This is a genomic window from Bacillus sp. SIMBA_008 (assembly GCF_046535495.1).
Classification (GTDB): Bacteria; Bacillota; Bacilli; order Bacillales; family Bacillaceae; genus Bacillus; species Bacillus subtilis.
In genome coordinates, this window is record NZ_JAWRWL010001361.1 from 1 (window position 1) to 232 (window position 232).

The following is a 232-nucleotide window of genomic DNA, read 5'->3' on the forward strand; positions in this document are numbered from 1 at the left end:
CTTCTTCTATCTTTTCCGTGAGCGACTGAACTTCGCCGGTTTTTCCTTCTTTGTCGCCAAGCTCCTTCTGAATGGCTTTCATCTGTTCGCGCAAATAATATTCCTTTTGAGTGCGTTCCATCGAACGTTTGACGCGCTGACCGATTTTTTTCTCAATCTCCAGCACTTCTTTTTCATTATGAATGGAACGAATGACCTTATTCAGACGTTCTTTAATATCCGCCGTTTCTAG

The 232-nt window shown here is 42.7% G+C and carries 1 protein-coding gene; it reads right to left on the reverse strand.

From position 1 onward, the window contains the following. Positions 1-232, reverse strand: a 232-nt coding sequence (locus SB658_RS27895; protein WP_410603837.1) for a hypothetical protein, incomplete at both ends; no start/stop codon positions are given.